Raw genomic sequence first — 15,173 nt, 5'->3', positions numbered from 1 at the left:
TCATCGCGCCCCGGCCCACCGGGCTTGCCTCTACTCCCCCGACCGCCAGCATGGCGGCCGGGGCGGGCGTTTACCCTTACCGGATCAGGCCGCCTGCGACGGCACGCCGCCCAGGGTCACCTTGTCACGCCGGCCGGTGGCCGGATCGGTCCGGTGCATGGACAGGCTGCGCCCCGCGAACGGCCCGGTCAGCAGATCGCCCAGCATGGCCTCGGCCAGGCCGTTGCCGGGCTGGGCGAAGGGGGTGATGAACTCGATCAGCCACAGGCGATCGCCGCTGTTCCAGTCGTCCAGTTCCAGCCGCTCGCCGACTTCCAGCTTGCGCTCGGCCTCCTCTGAAAGACTGGCCCAGATTGCAACGCCAAGCGGCAACTGTTCCAGTGCCTGCTGGGTCACCCCGGCGAAGGCCGCACCGGCTTCCTGCATGCCCGGCAGCGGCGGTAGTGTGCCGAAACGGAACACCCGGAACTGCTCCTTCAGCAGCGGCGGCATGAATGACCATTCGAGGTCCTTCAACTGCATCTCACGGTGCAGCGGCGACTGTGAAAGCAGCCAGACGATCTGGCCGAGGGCCTCGGCAACGGTGCGCGGCGCCCCGTCGGAGGCGGCGGTGGCGGTCGTGGACGTGATCATGAACGGGAAATCCTATAGTCGGGAATGGCGGTCAACAGTTCCATGGCGGCCGGATCGCGCGCCGCCGTGCTGATGCCCTGGGCATAGGGCTGAGCGTCGAACGTGGACATCGCTTCGATCATCTGGAACCGCTTCTTCTGTGCCAGCGCCAGATTGTCATGCAAGGCGGAGCGCTGTGTTGTCGGGCCGGACGGAATGCTTTCATCGATGGGGGCACGCTGTTCCGACCGAGCCGATTGCTGCATCCGCTCGGCGGCGGTGGGCTCAACGCCACCGAAATGATCCCCCAGTTCCGTCACGGCTTGTGCCACCGGGGCCTGCGGCAGGTCAGTTGCAGGCGTGAAGCGTGGATCCCCGCCACGGCGGTTGACGCGTCCGGAGGCGGCATCACCGCTACCCAGGTCACGCCCGCCCTTTCCGGAGCCAGCATTCAGGTTCAGGCCGTCATCGTCGCCCTCCTGATTGCGCTCGCCGAAAGCGAAGAACATGTCCGACAGGGCCGCCTGGGTGCCATCGATACGGATGTACTGACCGTTGGCATAGGTGGTGTTGTCCACCGACGTACCCGGCATCTGCCCGGTACGGCGCGCATCAAGGTTGATCGACGCCACGCCGGCCTGCTGCAACGTCAGCAGCTCACCCGCCTGGCTGATGCCATCGCGGTTGGCATCGCGCCAGACCTGGAACTCCCTGAAGCGGGCGTCATTGGCATCCAGGCGGCGGTCGCCGTTGCTGTCGTAGGCGGCCAGTCCCTCAAGGTCGGAATGGGCGCCTGCAAGATCGGCCGTGAACGAGATCTCGGCGCCGGAATCGATCGTGCCGTTGCGATTGCGGTCGAGCACCAGTAGACCGTCGTGCGGCCCGACCCAACCGGTCAGATCACGCACGCCATCACCGTCCATGTCAAAGCGCGTGGCGCTCTGTGCCCAGCCCACGGTCTCCACGCCGTCGCCGTCCAGATCGAGAACCACAGGGCCGAGGCGAGCGCCGAACTCGTTGACGACAAACTTCAGCGGATCACTCCAGAGGCCAGCGCTGTCCACGCTCTGGATGACGATTTCATAGTAGGTGTCGTAGTAGGTCTCCTGGTAGTAGCCCGCGCCGCTTCCGCGCGGATCGCCCCAGTTTCCGTCGTTCACCTGACGCCGGTTTCCACGATTCACGATCCGCGTGGCAAGCGTGCCGTTGTAGTAGTAACCGTTCAGGAAACCATCACCGGAAATGGCCTTCGCCGTGGTCCCATAGTCAAAGAACGATGTCTCGTTGGTATAGGTGTCCCAGTACTGGCCAGTAGTACTCACCAGTTCCACCGCGCTGGTGATCACCAGACGGCTGAAGATGTCCTCCTGGTCACTTCCCCAGAGCACGTACACGTAGTTGCTGTCCTGCGTCTGGACGACCGTCGGCCGCTCATTGACGTTCTGCACATTGATCGTCACCCAGGTGCTGCTGGAAAGGCCACCACGATCGGTGACCGTCACCTGGATCTGGTGGCTCTGCGCGGTCTCATAATCCAGCTGCCCGTGCAGCGCGATCTGACCCGTGGTGGCGTTGATGCCGAACAGGTTGCTGGCACCACCGGTGATGGCAAACCGGTGGTCGCGGTTGTACCACTGGCTGTCCGGGTCGGACCAGTTGGTGAACTGGAACACGGTCTGCCCCGCCCCCGGCGCCGATTCGGCCAGCGTCAGGCTCTGGCCCCAGGTCGTCGGTGCCTCGTTGACGTCTTCGATGCGTACCGTGATCTCGCGATTGCCCGACACCAGCGCTCCATCCGTCGCACGAACGGTGACGTTGTAGTACGCCTCCAGCTGGCCATCGCCGTCGCCGTCGATCAGCTGCAGGTACGGTGCAACCGCTTCGAAATCGAAGCTGCTGACGTTGTACTTGAGCTGGTTGCCGGAAATGGCGAACCAGGCAAACGGATCGTTGATGATCTGGTACGAGGGCGCGGTCCCGTCCGGATCAGACGAGGACAGCGTGGCCACCACCTGCCCGGACACGCCGGTGTTCTCGGAGGTGAGCGCCACGTGCTGCACGACGTCAGGCGTTCGTGGCGCTTCGTTGACGTTGGACACGCCCACTTGGAACACCTGGTCGCGGGTCGCGCCGTGGGTGTCGGTCACCCTCACCGTGATTGCATGCGAAGTGGCGGCCTCGTAGTCCAGTAGCCCACCATTGGCGACGCTCAGTACACCAGCCGCGGTGATGGCAAAGCGGCCGCCAGCATTGTTGACCAGGGTGAAGGTCAGGCCGTCGGTCACGTCCTGGTCCTGGCCACTGAACTTACCGACCTCGGCGCCGTTGGCAGTGTTTTCCGCGATGCTCAGCGTGCGATCAACGGTGATGCCATGCGGCGTATCGTTGACGTCTTCAAGGCGCACGGTGATGGTGCGCGCCCCCGCCGAGGTCAACCCACCCGACACAGCCTTCACCGACACCGAGTACACCACCTCCTGGCGGCCATCGCCATCAGCGTCACTCACGGCCATTCCAGCAGCCTTCAGCGCTTCGAAATCCAGGGCCAGGCCATCACGGAACTTCAGCTGGTTGCCGACCAGGGTGAACCAGCCGCGCGCGTCGCCCTCCAGCACATAGCTGTAGCTGCCATTGCCGCCACTGGAGGCAAGGTTGGCGATCACAACGCCGCCCAGCGCCGCATTCTCGGCGGCGATTGCCACCGGTTGGCTGGAGACGGTCGGCGTAGCCGGCGCCTCATCAACGTTGGTCACCGCCACGGTGAACGTCTTGTCGCGGGTCAACCCTCCCGAGTCGGTCACCCGCACCACGATCTGGTGCGAGGTGTTGGCCTCGTAGTCGAGCAGGCTGGCATTGGCCACCGTCAGCACGCCGGCCGCGGAAATCGCAAAGCGCCCGCCTGCGTTGTTGGTCAGGCTGAAGGTGAAGCTGTCATTGTCCGCATCCACCCGTGCGAAGTTGCCCAGCACGGTGCCATTGGCCACCGGTGCATCCGAGGTCGACTCGACTGTGCTCAGCGCACGGTCCACGGTGATGTCGGTCGGACGCGCATTGATGGTGACCGACAGGGTCTGCGTCTTGCTGCTGGTCTTGCCCGTCGCGGTCTCCTTGGCGATGGCGGTCACCGTCAGCGCCGCAGTGCCGGTCAGGTCGGCCGACCACGTGGCCGGACCGACCAGCGCCAGACCGGCCAGCTGCGCCGGCGTCAGCGACCACACGCCGTTGCCCAGGTTCGTGCCCTTGTTCAGGGTCAGCCCGGTCGGCAGGTTCGAGATTCGGATCTCCAGCGTTTCCGACCCGTCGGTGTCGGTGAGGGCAGCCTGCACGTCCAGCGTCAGCGTTCCGCCATCAAGCGTCTTGCCGACCTGCACGGCACGGGTAATCACCGGCGCGTCCACTACCGGCGCCACATTCATGAAGAACACGCGCTCGGTCACCAGCCCACCGGCATCGGTTGCGATCAGCTTGATCGCAACGCGTCCGCTGGCGTTGCCCTTCGGCACCAGCGTCACCGTACGCTCGCCGTTGGCCCCCGCAGTGATGCTCGGAGTATTCATCCAGGCCACCACCGTCGTGAGGTCAGTGGCATCCACCGCCACGGCACGTACGGTGACCCCGGATGCCGGGGTCAGGTCATCACCGACGGTGAACTGCAGGGCGACCTGCCCATCCTCGTTGATCGACTGATCCGGCACGATGCTGATCGACGGCAGGCCGTTGCCATCCCAGTAGTGCCGCCACTGGTTCTCGAACGTGCCGTCGGCATGCAATGCCTGATAGGCCGCCACCGTGGCCGGCTTGGTGCGACCGGCCATCAGCGCGACCAGTGCCTCTGCATTGATCGTGCTGCTGGCGTGCTCGCCGGCCAGGAAGAAATCAATCTTGTAGTTGGCGCGATCATTGGCATTGGTGGTCGTGTACCAGCCCTTGATCGTGGTCACCACGCTGGTGCCGATCACCGAGATCACCAGGTCATCGCCGGTACGGCTGAACCACAGGTCATTGCGGCTGATGTCGCGATAGCCGATGACGTCGATATCGTCGCCACTGGAGTCGTAGTTGCGGATTTCGTCGGCACCGGAGTTGCGGTCGATCAAGTAGACGTCGCTATCATCGCCACCAATCAGGATGTCGTTACCGGCGCCACCATACAGGGTGTCATTGCCGGCCTGCGCATCGAGCAGGTCGTCACCATCACCGCCATACAGCGTGTCGTTGCCAGCACCGCCATAGAGCTTGTCGTTGCCTGCGCCACCCTCGATGTAATCATCCCCCGCGCCACCAGTGATGACGTCGTCGAACCCACTGCCGATCACCCGCTCGAACGCATCTTCCAGCACATCGCCAGCGGCCGCGCCACCATGTGCTCCGGTAGCCAGGTTCAGCACGATGCCCGCCGTCGCCGAGGCGTAGGTCAGCGTATCGACACCGACGCCCCCGGACAGGGTGTCGGCACCGGCACCGCCATCGAGGATATCGTCGCCATCACCACCGCGCAGGATGTCGTTGCCGACGCCACCGCGCAGCGTGTCATTGCCGATGCCCCCTTCCAGCAGGTCATTGCCGGCACCGCCATCGAGGATGTCATTGCCGGCGTCGCCGTACAGACGATCATCACCGTCTTCGCCATACAGGTTGTCATCGCCATCACCGCCACGCAGTTCGTCGACGCCTGCGCCACCGTACAGCGTGTCGCGACCCAGCTCGCCCCACAGTTTGTCGTCGCCAGCCTCACCGCGCAGATTGTCATCGCCATCGCCACCGTACAGGTCGTCGTTGCCACCGCCGCCGTTGATGATGTCATTGCCACCGAGCCCCTGGATCACATCCCGGTTGGCCTGGCCGACCAGCGTTTCGCCAGCGGCAGTGCCGTACAGGTAGTCATCGCGGTTGACCACGGTGAAGACCAGCTGCTTGCTGACGCTCAACCCGGCGCCGCCGCGATCGGTCGCGGTGACCGTCACGGTGACGTTGCTGCCCGCCTCATAGTCAACGATCGCACCCGCCTTCAGGCGTAGCTGGTTGCCGTTGATGATCTCGAAGCGGCTGTCGGACACGCTGTACACCATCGTGGCGAAATCACTGCCGGCCGTGGTGTCTGGGTCGGTGGCCGACAGCGTGCCGAGCAGGATCGCCGGCAGCGCGGTACCGGTGGGAACGCGATCGGTTTCGCTGAAGCTGGTGGTGGTGGCCGCGAACATCACTGCCGTCGGCGCTTCGTTCTCGTCTTCGATGGCATAGGTGAAGCTGAGCGTCGAAGCAGATGCCAGGCTGCCGTCGTACGCCCTCACGCTGGCGGTCAGCAGCACCTCCTTGATGCCGTCGCCATCCAGATCGACCAAGGTCGCGCCTTGGGCGGCGGCCAGCGCCTCGAAGTCGATTGCAACGCCCGCACGCACGCGTACCTGGTTACCCACCACCTCCAGCAGACCGCCCGGGTTGGATACAAGTTGCAGGGTCGGCGTGGTCTTGTCGGGGTCCCCGATCACGAAGGTGCCTACCACCGTACCGGCGCCCGTCTTTTCACCGGCCAGTACGGGTGCGGTGTTCGGTGGCCGCGTCGGCGTGAACGGTGCCTCGTTGACATTGCGGACGTCGATCTTGAAGTCCTTCTCGAACCACGCGCCGGCACTGTCGGTCACGCGTACCCGGATGGTGTGCGCGGTGGCGGTCTCATAGTCCAGCTTGGTGCCGTCACGAACGCTGAGCGTGCCATCGGCCGTGAGCTTGAAGCGCCCGCCGCCATCATTGATCAGGGTGAAGGTGGCCGTATCTTCCGCGCCGTCGCGATCGATATGACCGAAGCGGCCCAGCGACAGGTTGTTGGCGGCGTTCTCGTCCACGGCCAGCGGGCCGGGTGCGAGGATGTCGCTGGGCGCGTCGTTGACCGAGCGCACCACCAGATCGACGATCTGGTCGGCGGTATTGCCGTCCGCATCGGTCACCCGGACCACGAAACGGTCATTGCCGTGGCGGTCCGCAGCCGGCGTGTAGACCCAGGCGCCGGTGGCCGCATTGAGCGTGACGGCCCCCATACCGGGTGCGGTGATCACCGTGTACCCGGTGATGTTCCCATCATGGTCGACGGCATTGACGCTGCCACTGAGCGGCACGTCCTCATCGGTGGCCAGGTACTGCGTCTCGACCAGTGGTGCCGGCTTGTTCGAGTTCTGCCAGTAGGTGCCGAGCAGGCCCTGCAAGCTGGAGGACATCCCGGCCGGCACGGACGCCGACTCTGCCGCCATTGCCGCGAGCAGTGGCTCGGCGTGGGCGAGGAAAAGCGAGCCCGCACCGGTCGCGATCTCGGTGATCCGACTGGAGCCGGTGTAGTAGCCCGCGATGGTGATCCGGGTGCTGCCTCCGATCACGCTGACCAGCAGATCGTTGCCCACCTTCTGCAGCCAGACCTCGTGGTTGGCCACGTTCTGCAGCACGATGCGATTGACGCCCAGTGCGTCTTCGATCCGGTCGTTGCCGCCCTCCCGATCGAACAGGTAGGTGTCATTGCCATCACCGCCCCGCAGCAGGTCGTTACCGGCCTCACCGGCCAGGGTGTCGTTGCCGGTCCCGCCGTCCAGCAGGTCGTCGCCCGCGCCACCCACCAGAGTATCGTTGCCGGCTTCGCCGTAGAGCTGGTCGTCTCCATCCTGCCCCCCCAGGGTGTCATTGCCTTCGCCGCCCCAGGCCTTGTCGTTGCCTACATCGCCGCTGATCTGGTCGTCGCCCAGCCCACCGTAAAGGTCGTCAGCACCCGCGCCACCGGCCAACACATCGTTGCCCGCGCCACCTTCAAGTCGGTCATCGCCGGCATCGCCGGACAACGCATCGTTGCCGTCGCCGCCCATCAGGGTGTCGTTGCCATCACCACCGATGAGCACGTCATCGCCCCCACGCCCATCCAGCCAGTCGTTGCCGCCCAGCCCGATCAGGCGATTGGCCCGCGAATCACCACTGATGGTATCGGCGAAGCCGTCGCTGCCCACCACGTTCTCCAGCGTGCTGACGCCGTTGACTGCGACCAGGGTATCGCCATCGGCATGCCCGCCCGACAGCGTGCCCGCGGCCAAATCCAGCACCAGCGACGCGGTGGACGTCACATAGCGGACCGTATCGCCATAGGCTTCACCCGCCACCGCCGCCTGGCCGAGGCTGATGCGGTCGCTGCCACCGTCGAGGATATCGGCACCGGCACCGCCCTCCAGCGTGTCGTCGCCGTCGCCGCCCCGCAGCGTGTCATTGCCATCTCCACCCGCCAGCACGTCGTGACCTGCAAGACCCGTAAGCGTGTCCGCGCCATCGGACCCGAACAATACATCGTCACTCGCGCTACCGCCTTGGGAAAGCTGGCGGAACTGGCGCAGATCCAGCACCAGTCCGTCCTTCAACTGCATGAACTCGACGCGACGTTGGGCATTCGTGTGATTGGCGAGCTTGATCGTACCGTTCTGTGCGGCGAAGACATCCACCTGGAGCGTCGTCCCGCTCAGCGCCAACCGAAGATTGGAGAGGCTGAGCCCTGCTCCCAGTACCAGCGTATCCTGGCCCCCGTCGATGGCCTGGAACACTTCGCGTACGATCTGTTGCCCATTTGGCCCGTTTCGCCAGGTCGACGAACGGAACTGCCCCTGCGCCGATGGCCACGTGGTGGAGGCTGGCGCGTTCGCCACTGGGGCGTCAAACAGGAAGTCCACCTTGTCCACGCTCTGGTAGACAACAGTGCCGGATCCGATCTCCTTGACCGTCAACCGATACTGATGCTTGTTGCCCACCGTTGTCTCGCCAATGCCCAGATACTCCCAAGACGCCGTGTAGGCTGATCCCAACGTCCCTGAGCTGGACATCACCTCATCAAGATAGAATGCGCCTTCATAGATGACATCACTACCGTCGCCGATGTTGTACTCATAGGCATCGTCGCCCTCACCGCCGTACAACGCATCCGCGCCACCGCCACCACGCAGCACATCTGCGCCTATGCTGCCGCCGAGGCGGTCGGCGCCGGCGCCGCCCTCGATGCCTTCGATGCTGCTGTAGGCATCGCCCTTGGCGTCGCCGGTATTGGCGAACGTGCCTTCCAGGTAAACGCGCACCGCCGCACTTCCCGCGTAAGAGGCGATGTCCACGCCACCGCCACCGAACAGGGTGTCCGCGCCGGCACCGCCGTGCAACAGATCGTCACCCTGGCCGCCGTACAGGATGTCGTCACCCGCACTGCCACGCAGCGTATCGTCGCCCTCATTGCCCATCAGCAGGTCGTTGCCCGCACCGCCGTCGATAACGTCATCGCCACCGTTGCCGGTCAACCAGTCCTTGCCAGCCGTACCGACGATCGTGTCGTTGCCATCGCCACCCCCAAGCAGGGTCATGTCGGTGAGCGCATGGCGGCCGGTCGCGGCAAACACCATGTTCTCGATCGATCCGCCGAGTGCGTACCAGTCCCTGATAGTGATCCGGTCACTGGACGCCGAGAGGCGCTCCTTCTCACCATCGCGACCGATCACCAGGCGCAGGTCATTGCCATCGCGCTGCAACATCACATCCTGGATATCGATGCCAACGCCAAATTCCAGCGAATCAACACCCGCGTTGCGCGCTATCAGGCCATTGAGCGCGCCCTTGTGCCGGCGCAGCACCTGCGCCTCGTCGTTCCAGTCGTTGTGGCTGATCCAGGTGGAACCGTCGAAATAGACCACGCCGTCCTTGCTGACGGTGCCATCGGCATTACGCACATAGCCGTTGACGTAGGCGCCCTTCTCCCAGACCAGATCCCAGTTGTCGACATAGTCGTCCATGACAATGTCGTCGCCATCGCCGCGCTGGTAGCGGAAGACGTCATCGCCTTCACCGCCCACCACTTCGTCGTTGCCACGGCCGCCGACCACGAGGTCCGAACCCGTACCACCATACACACGGTCATTGCCATCATCGCCAAACACCGTGTCGTTGCCCGCGCCGCCCAGCACCTGATCGTTGCCGGAGCCGCCCATCACCCAGTCCTGGTCGCCATCGCCAGCAACGAAATCGTCGCCCGAGCCACCATTGCCGAAGTCATTGCCGGCCAGGCCGCGGATCTCGTCGTTGCCAGCCCCGCCATACAGGAAGTCCGCACCGTAGGTACCCAGGATCACATCCGAGCCACCGGTGCCGATGATGTACGAGGTCATATCGCCGATGCGGATGTCCTCGCCATCGGCAAACCGCAGCCACTCCACGCGATGCGAAGATTCGAACCAGTCCTTGATGGTCAGCTCGTCGCCGGTGAGGATCGCGTTGCCGGCGGCGTCATAGCTGACCAGGGCAATGATCAGGTCGTTGCCGGCACCGCTGGCCGAGGAGCGACGCATCTGGATGTTCTGCAGCGACAGGCCGGTGCCGAACACGATCGCGTCCTCCCCCCCCTTCACCGAGCCGTTGACCTCGTAATCGCCGCCACCAGCCCAGTTGCGCGCCAGCTGTCCATTGGCGATCTTCGCGAGGCGGTCATTCAAGCTGTCGCCGCTGCCGCGGATGGCCCCCGCCCCCTCTTCGTCGTAGACCACATCGCGGCCGTCACCGAGCCGGAACAGGTACTGGTCCGCGCCGCCCCCACCGAACAGGCGCGCTTCGCCATTGCCCCCCCGATCATCGCCGGCGCCACCGGCGATGATGTCGCCACCCTCGCCACCCGCCAGCAGGTCGTTGCCAGCGCCGCCTTCCAGCCAGTCCGAACCGGTGCCGCCATACAGGCGATCGTCGCCGGCACCGCCGTCGAGGTAGTTGCCATTGCCACCACGCGCAGCGATCGCCAACGCCTGTGCGCTGGCATCACCGATGGCGAAGTTCACATTGGTGACATTGCCGGCGAACAGCACATCGTTGCCGTCACCGCCAAACAGCCAGTCATCGAGCAGGCCACCCACAAGGGTGTCGTTCCCACTGCCGCCGAGCAGATCGTTGCCGAGATCCCCGCCACGGACCAGATCGTCGCCGGCACCGGCATCGATGACCGCAGCGATGCCGATGCGATGGGTGGCCGGGGCGGCCTTGCCGTTGATCAGCAGGCCAGTGGTGCTGGACAGCGTTGCACCATTGACGATGATGCTATCGTTGCCGGTGCCACCGAGGATGCGATCCTTGTCTGCGGTGACGATGGTGTCGCCAATAGAGAGGAGCTCCTCGCCGCTCCATCCCATGAACAGGAACTTCCGTCCACTCGAACTGTCAAGCGATGCAACGACGTTCGCCGCATTCAGGCCTACGCCATTCAGCTCCCCATCGGGCAACTGATCCATCCATGCCGCAAATCCGCCTACCCAGTCAGTCGATGCACGCTTGTTCAACCCAAGTTCTGTGGCACGCGCAAATGTGATAGCCCATTGTGCTGCCAGTCCGCTTTCCGGAGCGCCGGCAATGAGCGCGTTGATCTGGAAGGGGTCCATCAGATAGCGCCCGTAGTCGGCCGCCATCGCAAGATCCCCGACCAGAGACGTCACGTTGAACTCACGCGAAGACGGCAGCATCCCCAGGTGTTGCACGAGGGCGCGCTTGATATGGATGTCGCCGCCGATCATCTTCCCGGCAAGATTGGTCAGTGCCAGTGCCGATCCGTATCCGATCAGCTCTTCCGCGCTGGAGAACGCGACGGGAGCCGCCGACCAGTATCGATACTCCTTTCCATACGCGCCAAAGGTGCCCCCATCGACAGAGCTACCAGAGGCTACCCGGCTTCCGGACAATTTCAGCACAGCATTGAGATTCTCCGCCACGGCACTGGCGAGGATCTTCGCACCGGCCTTGGAGCCACCGGAGCGTGACCGCACTCCGCTGATGACGAAACTCTCCGATGTCTCTTCCCAGCTGACCGTGGCCCACGACCGCGGCTTTCCACTTGAGAAGAACGAGCCGATCAGTCCTCCCAGGATGTAGCCGACCAATGCGCCGACTGCCGCACCGATCGCGCCGTATGCCGCCCCACCCACTTTACTGCCCGCTGCAGCCCATGTCGTCGCCGCAGATGCACCGACATAAGCACCAATGGCCGATCCCACCTGCGCACCGATCTGGCCACCGATGGTATCGAACTCTACCAGGCTGGCACCGATGCGCGCGCCGACATAAGCCCCCACCGCATTGAACAGCTGGGCGGATTTGATGCCATTGAACAGGCTGATGTTCGCGCCATTGGAAATCGCTGCCGCGTTCTGGATGATCTGCGCGATCGCCGCCGACGCGACGGTTTGCCCCAGTTCGCCAAGCGTTCCTTCAATACCAAGCGAGCTGATCAGCTCTGCGGCCAGGTAGGAGGAGATCGCACCCACACCTGCACTGCGCAGGTTGGCCTGGAACTCTTCCGGAAGGTCGTCAAGGACGTTCTGGACCACTCCCGACGGAAGCGTTACAGACACACCGCCGGCTTGGATGGCCTCTGCCAGATTCTCACCGACGGTTGTCAGGATGGTGGAACTCAGCACCCGCCATGCAGGATCCTTGATACGCAGTGCCGAAGAAACGGCGCCGCCGATGGCTCCGCCGAGCCCACCCGCCAAGGCAATCTTCTGCAAGAGCCCATCGTCGGCATTGAACAGCCAACTCAATGCATACGGGGAGTTCCAGCCGGGTGTCGCTGAGCCCTTGCGCGTGATGGTCGTCCAGTTGTTCGGACCATCCGAGATTCCCAGGGTTTCACTGTTCCCGGTGAAATAGAAGCCCGATGCCTCCAGCTTTGCTCTGTCCACTCCGAGTGCTGCAAAATCGATGGTCAGCGCATTGGGCTTTCCGGCCCCCAAGATGCGGCGATACTCGGATTCGTAATACAGAATCCTGTTGATCGCTCCGAGCGTGTAGTACTCGTGATAGCTCAGATTGGCGTTCGGGCCGAGCTTTGAACGTGGATCATCGAAGTAGCATACGGCCACCGCTTCGATGTTGGCCGCTGTCTGTTGCAGAACGAGATTCTGATCAAGCACGATCCCGGGGGCAGTTTCGTAAAGCCCGCTGGGCAACCTTGTTACGCAGTCCGGGCGCACAAAGTACATGCGTTCCAACAGCGCCTGGCGATCAATTGGCTTGCCCCCATTGCTGGCAACCATTTCATTGCGGACGGCATTCCACCCGTTGATTGTTGCGACGGCCTCGTTGGCACGTGCTGCAAGCACATAGTTCTTGATCGCTATGGTGTAGTTGCGATCCGAATCACGGAACTGCGACAGATTGATCACTACATTCGAGAAATTCCCGGAAGCAGCATCGACAGCACCACTGAACAAGCCATGCCCGATCTCATGACCTAGCGTGGATCTCAGGTTGTCCATCACTGCCGTGCCAACGCCTCTGGAAAGCGCGTTCCTTGACAGCCGCATGACCCCGTCGTCGAGATGCCCGCCCTCGCTGGCACTCTCCGGAAGAAGTTCAATCGCCTTCAGCTTCCCTTGAAGCGCCGCGCGATTGAACTGCAGGATGAGCTGCGGGGAGCCCTCCAGTGCTCTCTGAATCAGATTCGCGGCGCGCAGCGATTCGCCACCTCGCGCCCTGAGAATATCGAGAATCGACTTCAACTGCGAATTGAATTCAGCCATTTCCCTGCTCCGATGGTTCGACCTGGATGCTCTCCACACAGGATTCGCCGCTGACGGATCCAGTGGGGACGTAAGTGATCACGACCACGGGCAGATGTGGTCGAGAAAAAAAATGTATGCGAGGAGAGCCTGGCGGCACCTGGGGACGCGTGTGATCAAAGCCGTTTCTTCTCAGCCGATCGGCAAACTCCGCGAAAGAGAAGGTGCAGTACCCTGGTACCCGGCGGCCTTGCTCCCCCACTACGTAGAACGCAACGACGTTCCCGCCATTGGGGCGCTCTCTGGATTCAATCCAGTAGTTCCAGCCTTCGCGAACCTTGGCGTCTATCCGCAACACACCAGTGCGGTAAGGCGAGGGCGCCATGGGGCGAGCGGAAAGACGATTCCAGCTCGAGCTCGAGATCCCCTTGAATCCGGGTACTGCCCGCTGCTCGGACAGCAGGCTGACAATCCGCTGGGAGAGAAGGTCGGCACTGATATCTCCAGAGGGTGCCGGCTTGCGCTTGGTGATCTCGGCGGCCATGGCATTGGCAGGCACGATCAGGATCATTCCAAGCAGGAAGCCGCCCGCTTCCCGAGTGAACATCTGCCTCAAGCCTTTGACCAGGTTCATCGCTCCCTCCCCGCTTCCTGCACGCGCCTGGACAGCGGCGACAGCAGGTATTCAATGATGCGGCGATCACCGGTCTTGATTTCCGCCGTTGCGGCAAGGCCCGGCGCCAGCGCGCGACGCCGGCCATCCACTTCGATCCAGGGCTGCAGCAGGCGCACGCGGGCCGGATAGCGCAACCCTTCCTTCTCGGTCTGTACCGCATCGCGGCCCACAGTCTCGACCACGCCATCCACCACGCCGTAGCGGGTGAACGGATAGGCCTCCAGCTTCACCTCCACCGGCTGCCCTTCCCGGACGAAGCCGGCATCGCGATTGGGTAGCATCGCATCGACCACCAGCTCGCCGTCATGCGGCACCAGCACCATCAGCGCATCGGCCGGCTTCACCACACCACCGATGGTGTGCACCTGTAGTTGCTGCACGACGCCATTCACGGGTGCGCGCAATACCGTGTGCCCAGCCTTGTCATGGGCCTTCTTCAATTCTTCGCCACGCAGTGCGCGCGCCGCTTCCGCCTCAGTCAGCGCATCCAGTGCTTCACGTGCGAACTCGCTGCGGCTCTTGCTCATCTGCTGGCTGGCCGCCAGTTGCGCGGCGGTCGCTTTGCGCTGCTCTTCACGGCGAATAGCCAGGTCCTGGCGCATGCCGACAACACGCTCTTTCACTTCGGCCACCTGCAGTCGCGGCACGTAGTTGTCGCGGCTCAGCTCCTCCAGCTTGTTCAACTGGTCGGTAGCCAGCGGCAGCTGCTCTTCCAGCTTGGCGATCTCGGCCAGGATCATGCCGTGCTCGCCATCGCGCTGGCTGCGCTCCTGCTGCAAGCCGCCCACGGTGGAATCGAACTCGCGCTGCTTGGCGGCGACGAGTGCCTGCTGGACGGCAACAATACTGTCAGGTGCCCCCTCCGGTGCGATGAAGCGACCGGCCCGGCCGGCAACGTGGTCAACCACGGCCTGCGCCCGTGCCACATCGATCTGCGCGGTCAGCAACGCCTGGCGCGCCTGCTCGACTTCGGCATGGCTGACCGTCGGATCCAGTTCGAGCAGCGGTGTGCCGGCCTTCACTGACTGCCCTTCGACCACATGGATTGCACGGACCACGCCCTGGTCCGCAGCCTGGATCACCTTCACATTGCCACGCGGAATCACCTTGCCTTCGGCCACGGCGACCATGTCCAGGCGGCCAAGGCACGACCAGATCAATGCAATGGCCAGAAAGGCGATCAGCAGCCAGAGAACGGTACGGCCGATCGGGTTCGGGGGCTTTTCCAGGATCTCCAGCGCCGCCGGCAGGAAGTCCGGCGCGGCCGAACTGCGTGGGTCCTGCTGCGCACGCTCCGCGCGCAGGCTCTCGCGCAGGATGCCCAAATGATGCCTCAGTCCTTTCAACATGCG

Annotated in this window: 4 protein-coding genes; all 4 read right to left on the bottom strand. The window is 63.8% G+C overall.

All coding sequences use genetic code 11. The annotated features are described in order from the left end of the window. Nucleotides 1-84: 84 nt before the first annotated feature. From GOC52_RS05245 to GOC52_RS05190, 4 genes are read right to left on the bottom strand one after another with little or no spacing between them, the layout of a single operon-like run. The gene (locus GOC52_RS05245) at nucleotides 85-633 is read right to left on the bottom strand and encodes a toxin-activating lysine-acyltransferase (RefSeq protein WP_019337072.1); all 549 of its coding nucleotides are present in this window, start codon (nucleotides 631-633) and stop codon (nucleotides 85-87) included. Next, on the bottom strand, nucleotides 630-13,166 hold the full coding sequence (locus tag GOC52_RS20820; RefSeq protein ID WP_274600462.1) for a cadherin domain-containing protein: 12,537 nt from the start codon (nucleotides 13,164-13,166) through the stop codon (nucleotides 630-632). The genes GOC52_RS05245 and GOC52_RS20820 overlap by 4 nt, the downstream gene beginning before the upstream one ends. Further along, nucleotides 13,159-13,779, bottom strand: coding sequence for a hypothetical protein (locus tag GOC52_RS05195; RefSeq protein ID WP_049413466.1), 621 nt, complete (start codon nucleotides 13,777-13,779; stop codon nucleotides 13,159-13,161). Before GOC52_RS05195 ends, GOC52_RS20820 begins: the two co-directional genes overlap by 8 nt. Continuing rightward, nucleotides 13,776-15,170: an HlyD family type I secretion periplasmic adaptor subunit gene (locus tag GOC52_RS05190; RefSeq protein WP_029550716.1), complete on the bottom strand. Its 1,395-nt coding sequence runs from the start codon at nucleotides 15,168-15,170 to the stop codon at nucleotides 13,776-13,778. Before GOC52_RS05190 ends, GOC52_RS05195 begins: the two co-directional genes overlap by 4 nt. Nucleotides 15,171-15,173 lie beyond the last annotated feature (3 nt).

The organism is Stenotrophomonas sp. SXG-1 (assembly GCF_014083965.1).
In the GTDB taxonomy this organism is placed as follows: Bacteria; Pseudomonadota; Gammaproteobacteria; order Xanthomonadales; family Xanthomonadaceae; genus Stenotrophomonas; species Stenotrophomonas geniculata.
The sequence above is the reverse complement of the archived record's forward strand: the minus strand, read 5'-3'. Positions and strand labels throughout refer to the sequence as shown.

Coding starts and splice junctions, on each gene's coding strand:
- GOC52_RS05245 (WP_019337072.1), bottom strand. CDS start 633: ATGATCACGTCCACGACCGCCACCGCCGCCTCCGACGGGGCGCCGCGC.
- GOC52_RS20820 (WP_274600462.1), bottom strand. CDS start 13,166: ATGGCTGAATTCAATTCGCAGTTGAAGTCGATTCTCGATATTCTCAGG.
- GOC52_RS05195 (WP_049413466.1), bottom strand. CDS start 13,779: ATGAACCTGGTCAAAGGCTTGAGGCAGATGTTCACTCGGGAAGCGGGC.
- GOC52_RS05190 (WP_029550716.1), bottom strand. CDS start 15,170: ATGTTGAAAGGACTGAGGCATCATTTGGGCATCCTGCGCGAGAGCCTG.